General features: G+C 62.4%; 1 protein-coding gene. It reads right to left on the bottom strand.

What is annotated here, in order from left to right; translation table 11 throughout:
- On the bottom strand, positions 1 to 564 hold a 564-nt coding region (locus V7676_RS18755; RefSeq protein ID WP_335661074.1), incomplete at both ends, for a strawberry notch C-terminal domain-containing protein.

Here is a 564-nt window from a genome sequence, read left to right on the forward strand (position 1 = left end):
CTGGATAGTCGGAAGGTTGTCGGTCAGCCCGCCATCGGGATTCTCGAGCCGAAGGCCGGTTCGCTCGACGAAATCGCCGAAGCTCGTCGCCTCCAGCTTGCCATCATACAACAAGTGGAACCAACGGCTGAGTGCATCCCTAGCATAATCGCTTTCGAGATTATCGGCCGGATCGAAGAGGTTCTGACCGCCGGTCTGGCGCTGTCCTCGCGTCAGGGCACCAAGGCTGTCGAGCCTGCGAGCGATGGTCGAGATAAACCGCCGTTCGCCCTTCACATCGGTGGTCACCGGTCGGAACAGCGGGGCCGAGGACTGGTTGGTGCGGTTGGTACGACCGAGCCCCTGGATTGCATTGTCCGCCCGCCAGCCCGGTTCGAGCAGGAAGTGGACGCGGCGCTGCTGGTTCTGGCAGTCGAGATCGGCATGATAGGAACGCCCGGTCCCGCCAGCATCAGAAAAGATGAGGATGCGCTTCGTGCCCTCCATGAAGCTCTGCGCTTCGGCGACATTGGCACTGCCGCTTCGCCGTTCGAGCCGCTGCTGCCCATCCCTGCCGATAACGAG

The organism is Parasphingorhabdus sp. (genome assembly GCF_036963805.1).
Taxonomy (GTDB): Bacteria; Pseudomonadota; Alphaproteobacteria; order Sphingomonadales; family Sphingomonadaceae; genus Parasphingorhabdus.